Here is a 7,128-nt window from a genome sequence, read left to right on the forward strand (position 1 = left end):
CCTCCACGGGTTTTCCATATCCAGCATCTGCACACACTCCCTTTAATGTAGGATAACTCCGCACCCAGCACCTGTGTCATTGGCCTTATGAACCGTGATATGGAGCAGATTGCCTTGCCTATCAACACCACTATGCCGTTTACGTATCTTTTTTCCCCCATCTATACCTATTTTTTCTGAGGCACCTGTGGGGTTAACGCTTTGTGAATGATGCTATAGCTGGGATTCTTACTCCTTTCATACTTAATTCGACTTGTCTTAACAAAGTTCATGCATTACTTTTTCCCATACCCCATTAATCCTACAAGGTCTATAAAACGAATGTACCGTCCATTGACAACTGCTCTTGATTATATAAACTACTGCATTACCCCCCTCTTTTTTGTTGTATTTGCTTCTATTGCCGCTATCAAAATGATGCTTTATCACACCCCTCTCTCTTTTATAATTGCTTGGATAAGTCTTCTTCTACTCCTTCAAGCCTTTTATATCACACTTTTTTATTCATGAATACAGGTTCTTACATTTGTACCGCCGAACCCTCGAACAAAACTGCTTTTAAAGCACTCCGAACATTCACAAAATTTACATACAATCATTTTTAGAGACTTTTAAAAGAATTCCTTTACAAGATCTTTAGTTAAAGGCTCAAACATTTTTGCCTTAACTACTCAACCTTTTGGATTTAGTGGGCAAGGCGTACATCTATATAATTTTTATCTGTAATACTTATTTAAATACAACTTATCTAAAGAGCTGTTTCGCAGGAAATTTCAAATGAAGACGAAGAGCTATACGATCGTTTTATTGCTTGCTCTAAGTGTTCTGCAATTGATTCAGGATTTAATGAAAAAACTATATCTGCTTCTGATAAAGAGCAATTAGCGTCGATCAATGCAACACAATCTTCTTTTACGTTTAGGAACGAAATGGCATGTCCTATTGATCGCATTCCAAGAATTATGGGAACAAAGCCCACAATTAGTCCCTTTGGTGTAAAGGATTGAGTAGAGGTAAGGGCGTTAATTTTTGAAAAAGGGTTAACTATCTCTTGAGTATTTATTTTTGCAAAAGGGTCTGCTACCTCTTGAGTATTTATTTTTGCAAAAGGGTTAACTACCTCTTGAGTATTTATTTTTGCAAAAGGGTCTGCTATCTCTTTGGTATTCGTTTTTTCAAAAGGGAGATCAACCTTCTCGTTATCTCTAAGGGTTTTAAGGTAGTTGAAAATAAAATTTGCAACAGGCATCAAATACTGTGAACCTGGAGAAAAATTTTTTACTTCTATACTAAATTTTTCTTTGAATTTTTTTTTAGAAAGTGAAAATTCATTGGGTGAAGAAAAATTACACCCTATTTGTTTTTTAACTATTTTTTGAATAAAGGTACACAATGAATTTGCATTTTCATCTATTTTTTCATCAGACCATTCGTTTACGAAGAGTTTTGCTATTTTTGCTGTTTCTTCATATCCATATTTTACTGCATATTTCGCAAGCCCCAAACAGTATCCTGGATTTATTGGTTGATATTTTTCTGTGTTTAAAAACGGAAATAAAACAACAAGCACTTCATTTAAAGAATCTCCAATAATAGTAATAGTTTTAGAGTTTACGGAGCTTGAATCTTCAAGCGTAAAAAATTTTTCGAGTTCACGTTGTGTAAATTGTTGCTCAACTAATAGTTTTCTTAAATGCATTTTATAAAAATAGCGAGAGGCAAACGTGTAATTTATATTTTCCCTTTCTTCCAAAACATCTTCTAAAAATTTTATTTTTTCAGTAGTTGAGTGTAATAATGTATCTAAAAAAGTTTTAGGATCGCGTTCTTTAATAGCGTTTATTAAAGTTTTTCCTTTTTTAAATTCTTTTAATCGCTCGATAAAAAGCTTTAAGGAATCGTTGTCTGAGAACGCTGGAGAAAAATAAGAAGACGATGCTATCATAAAAAATAAAAAAATAAACTTTTTTTTCATATGTTTTTTACAAATTTTAATATTTTACAAATAAATTATATATTTTTTTGTATGAAAATCAATAATATTTTTTTTATATATCAGAAAAATTTTATTGATTGCTATTTTGATTTAGTTATTGATTGCTATTTTGATTTAGTTATTGATTGCTATTTTGATTTAGTTATTGATTGCTATTTTGATTTAGTTAAATGATAGAGTTAATGGTTGAATTATTATGAAATTAACTTGAGCCCGCTTCTTTAATGGGTAAATTTTCAAAAGCAAGCAGGAAAGTGGCTGGTAAGTAGAATTAATTAACTTATTTTAACGATTTTAAATTTTACGGCCAGTATTTCCTCTGCTTTCCTATTTTTCTGGAAATATTACTAGTACGCGCTTGCCCATCTAAGCAGTTAGAAAAATCACCTTATCGTAATTTTTTAAGACTATAAAGAAGAATAGGTTGAGGTAAGGTATGTTTTAGTTTAGGATAAAAAGAGCGTCAATTAACCATCTGCTGAATATGGTGTTTGAAAAAGTCCTTATTGCAAATCGAGGCGAAATTGCGGTGCGCATTCAAAGAGCCTGTAAAGAAATGGGAATAAAAACTGTGGCGGTGCACTCTGTAATAGATCGCGATGCTATGCATGTGCGCCTGGCAGATGAAAGTGTGTGTATAGGTCCGGCTTCTTCAAATTTCAGCTATATGAATATGGGTGCCATCATTTCTGCCTGCGAACTTACTGGAGCCCAAGCAGTTCATCCTGGATTCGGGTTCTTGTCAGAAAATGCAAATTTTGCTCAAGCTATACAAGAGCACGGAATTACGTTTATAGGTCCTTCTCCTGAACACATTCGAGTAATGGGAGACAAAGTAGAAGCAAAAAAAACTGCTCTGGCTCTTGGATTGCGGACTGTTCCTGGATCAGAGGGAGAAATTTCTAACATAGAAGAAGCGCAATCCATAAGTCATAAAATTGGATATCCTGTGTTGATAAAAGCCACTTCCGGTGGGGGGGGAAGAGGAATGCGGGTTTGCTATCATCCTTGTGAACTAAAAGAGCTTATAGAAAATGCTAGTACGGAAGCTCAAGCATGCTTTGGTCATTCGGGTGTGTATATTGAAAAATTTCTTGCTAATCCAAGACATATTGAGTTCCAAATTTTAGGAGATAATTTTCGTAACGTCTTATGTCTTGGCGAAAGAGACTGCTCTGTGCAACGACGCCATCAAAAAATTTGGGAAGAAGCATTATGCCCTGTATTAAGCACCGATCAAAGACAAGAAATGTATACAAAAGTAATTCACGCGATGAAGCAGTTTGGATATCAAGGGCTGGGAACTTTGGAGTTTTTGTACGAAAACGGGCAGTTTTATTTTATTGAAATGAACACTCGAGTTCAAGTGGAACATCCAATTACTGAAATGATCTACGGGTTGGACTTAATTCGGCTACAACTTCACGTTGCTCAAGGGCTGCCTCTTCCTTATACCCAAGACGATCTTCGTCCCTTTGGCCATGCAATTGAGTGCAGAATTAATGCAGAAGATCCAGAAAATTTTTGTCCAAGTCCGGGAAAAATAGGGGCGTATGCAGCTCCAGGAGGACCTTTTGTACGAATAGACAGTGCTCTTTTTTCTGGTTATACAGTTCCTTCCAATTACGATAGTTTAATAGCAAAATTAGTAGTCTGGGGAATAACACGAGAAGAGTGTATTTCTCGGTTAAGAAGAGCATTAAACGAATATGTTATTTCCGGGATCAACACGCTGATTCCTTTGCATTTACGTTTGTGCGATGAACCAGATATTCAATGTGGAAAATATCACATTAAGTGGTTAGAAGATTACTTGAAGGATAAAGGTTCTTGAAGCTTTTAACTTTTATTTTTCTTATACCCAAGAAATGGGTTTGCGTCATCAGACAATGAGAAGGGGAAAACATCTATGCCTATTCAGTTAAGCTCTTCTGATTCTGTCTTTTATCTTATTGACGCTTCTGGATTTTTATTTCGTAGTTTTTTTGCGTTACCTTGCCTTACAACTTCTAAAAATCGCCCTATAGGGGCATTGCTAGGGGTGTGTAATATGCTTTTAAAGCTTTGGGAAGAGCACAATTTTACCCACTGGACTTTGGTGTTAGACAGCAAAGAGCCAACTTTTCGTCATGAATTAATGCCCAGTTACAAATCTCAAAGAAAAACTCCTCCAGAAGCACTTTTAGAGCAATTTTCTTTTCTGCCACACCTGTGTGAAAGTTTTTCTATTCCTTATATTGTTTGCCCAGGATTTGAGGCCGACGACTTAATGATAAGTTATGGCAAATGGGGGGAGAAATTTGCCAAAAAAATCTGTTTAATTTCTTCAGATAAAGATTTAATGCAAGCCATCACTCCAAAAATTTTAATGTATGACCCCGTCAAAGAACTGTGGATAGATCAAGAAACAGTAAAAACACTTTGGGGAGTAGTCCCTGAAAAAATTCCTGATATACAGGCGCTTTCTGGGGATGCCTGCGACCATATTCCAGGAATCCCAGGAGTTGGCCTTAAAACTGCAAAGTTATGGATACAAGAAGCAGGAGATTTAGAAGCCGTACTTCAAGGAAAACTTAAGGTTTTATCTCATCATAAGAAAAAATTAATTAATGATTTTCAAGATCAAGCGCGACTGTGTTACCGCATGACCTGTCTTAGAGATGATGTTCCAATTATTCATTCAGATTTTGAATATTTTAAACGTTGCACCCCAGATTCTCAAAAATTAGAGCATTTCATAGATCAACTAGAATTAAGAAGATTAAAGGGGCGCTTGACGGATTTAGGATGGCTAAGGAAAAAAATTCCTACTGCCGTTTCTGTCAAATTTTGGACCTCCACAGATCTTTTACGGCAATCTTCAGTTTATATTAGCTGGGTTCAGGATAAAGAAGAGCGTATCTTTGGAGCTTTCCTAAAATTTTACGATTTAGATTTTTTGATTTTCGTTCCATTTTCAGATTTTGAAACTAGCGAATGGAAAAATTTCTGGAATCAAGAGAAAAATTTGAAAATTTTCTGGGATGCTTTAGCTGTATTACGTAAACTTAATAAAGACATGTCTTCTTCCATAGAAGATTTAAGGCTATTGGAATATATTGCAAGAGGGTGTCACAGCTCTGATACCTCCCAACAAACTCTTCTTCAGTGTGGGATTGAAGTAAAAGATTTGGATGTTCAATGGGATTCAAGCATCTCAGAAAAATTTCATCACACCAAAGCGGTTCAGGAAGCGTTTTTTGGAATACAGGCGTATCAAATTTATAAAAATCGTCTTAAAGACGCTGAAATGGAAGAACTCTACGAAACGTTGGATCTTCCCTTAATGGGATGTTTACAAAAAATGGAACAAAAAGGAATAGCTTTAGATGTCTTAATATTACAAGAGTTATCTTCGAAACTGTTAAAAAAAATGAAAGCGTTGGAAGAAAAAATTTATATAGAAATAGGGAAGTCTATAAATTTAGCTTCTCCTAAAAAATTATCTGAAGTTTTGTTTCAAGATCTAGGGTGGCCAGCATCTAAAAAGGGAAAATCTGGGCAATATTCCACTGACAGCGGTGTGTTGGAAGAATATGTACTAAAGGGATATTCCTTAGCGCAAGATATATTAGATTGGCGTCATTATGCAAAATTGAAACAATCCTATACGGACGCTCTTCCTGAACAAATAAATTTAGATACTAAAAGAATTCACAGCAGGTTTTCTATGGTTACTACGTCTACGGGAAGGTTGGCTTCTTTTCATCCTAATCTTCAGCATATTCCTATTTCTAGCGAATTTCCTATTCGTAGCGCTTTTCACTCTGCGCCTGGATATTTTTTTTTAAGTCTAGACTATTCTCAAATAGAGCTACGTTTATTGGCGCACATGGGAAATATTCCTTCTTTAATCAAAGCATTCCAAGAAGGAAAAGATATTCATTATACTACTGCCCAAACACTTTTCAATACCAGTGAAGTTACCGATGAGCATCGAAAATACGCAAAGACAATCAACTTTGGGATTTTGTATGGAATGAGCGCCTATGGTCTTGCTCAGCAGCTGCGTATTTCCTCAAAAGAGGCAGGGGACTACATTCATCGCTACTTTGAGTTATATCCTGGAGTAAAAGATTATATGAAGCAGGTAGAAGAACATGCAAAACAAACGGGGTATGTTTGTACACTTTGGGGAAGAAAGTGCGCGATTTTAGATATTCACAGCAGCTCTTCAACGATACGACAAGGGGCAAGCCGCCAAGCCATTAACGCTCCGTTACAGGGAACTTGTGCGGATTTTATGAAAAAAGCCATGTTGGAGTGTCAAAAAATTATAGGGCACACTAGCTATTTACTTTTACAAATTCACGATGAGCTGCTTTTAGAAGTACCTGAAGAGTGTGTAGAAAAATTAGCGCATACTCTTCAATCGGTGATGGAGCAGGTTGCTTACTTAAAAGTTCCTTTACAAGTCAATTATTATTGGGGGAAGGTTTGGGGAGAGAAAAATATCGCACACTAGAGGAAAATTTTACAAGAAAAAGATGTGGAAAAGTGAAAATACTCAATAAACAAGTAACACATCATATTAGGCCGTGCCCTTAATCAAGCCAAAGAACAATTGAAGCCAAATAGGCAGCGCCCAGAAAATTTACAGACATTTTATTATAGCGCATAGCAATGGCGCAAAATTGCTTTAAGTTTAGAAAAAAAATTCTCGATCAAATGACGGGAGTAAAGATATTTATTATAATATGAGAGCTTTAAACGGTTCTTTTTAGGGAGACAAGGCCTTGCGACTCTTTTCTTTTATAGCTAAGGCTATATAAAATGATTATATGAATATATTAGTACTTTAGGTTGAATTAGGTGCAATTAAAGGAAAATGACAAAGAGCTACAGCAACGATTTAAGACAAAGGTGAATAGAATATTTAGATGAGGGGGGGGAGCGGGTATATTGAAGCATCGCAACCATCTAAAATAAGTGTATCAGCGGTAGTCATGTGGCATAGAAAATTGGAATAGAAAATACAGACAAGAAGGCAGGTATTTTCCTAAGAGGCGTGGTGGATCAAAAAAAAGATTGACTTAGAAAAGCTTGAAAAGTATGTCACAGAACCCCAAGACATGACCTTGAAAAAAGCTGCT

At 35.7% G+C, this 7,128-nt stretch carries 3 protein-coding genes; 2 read left to right on the forward strand and 1 reads right to left on the reverse strand.

Going from position 1 to position 7,128, the window contains the following annotated elements; all coding sequences use genetic code 11:
* Positions 1 to 748: 748 nt before the first annotated feature.
* Complete coding sequence (locus K737_RS00150) at positions 749 to 1,975, reverse strand: hypothetical protein (protein ID WP_006290840.1); 1,227 nt, start codon at positions 1,973 to 1,975, stop codon at positions 749 to 751.
* A gap of 505 nt (positions 1,976 to 2,480) precedes the next feature.
* On the opposite strand from K737_RS00150, the gene accC reads away from it, so the two are divergent.
* Together accC and polA are read left to right on the forward strand one after the other, a co-directional pair.
* Entirely contained in the window at positions 2,481 to 3,830 is a 1,350-nt protein-coding gene (gene accC, locus K737_RS00160; protein WP_023491741.1) for an acetyl-CoA carboxylase biotin carboxylase subunit, read from the forward strand.
* Between the two features lie 75 nt (positions 3,831 to 3,905).
* The gene (polA, locus tag K737_RS00165; RefSeq protein ID WP_006296555.1) at positions 3,906 to 6,500 is read left to right on the forward strand and encodes a DNA polymerase I; all 2,595 of its coding nucleotides are present in this window, start codon (positions 3,906 to 3,908) and stop codon (positions 6,498 to 6,500) included.
* The last annotated feature ends 628 nt before the right edge of the window (positions 6,501 to 7,128 follow it).

This window comes from Holospora undulata HU1, assembly GCF_000388175.3.
Lineage (GTDB): Bacteria > Pseudomonadota > Alphaproteobacteria > Holosporales > Holosporaceae > Holospora > Holospora undulata_A.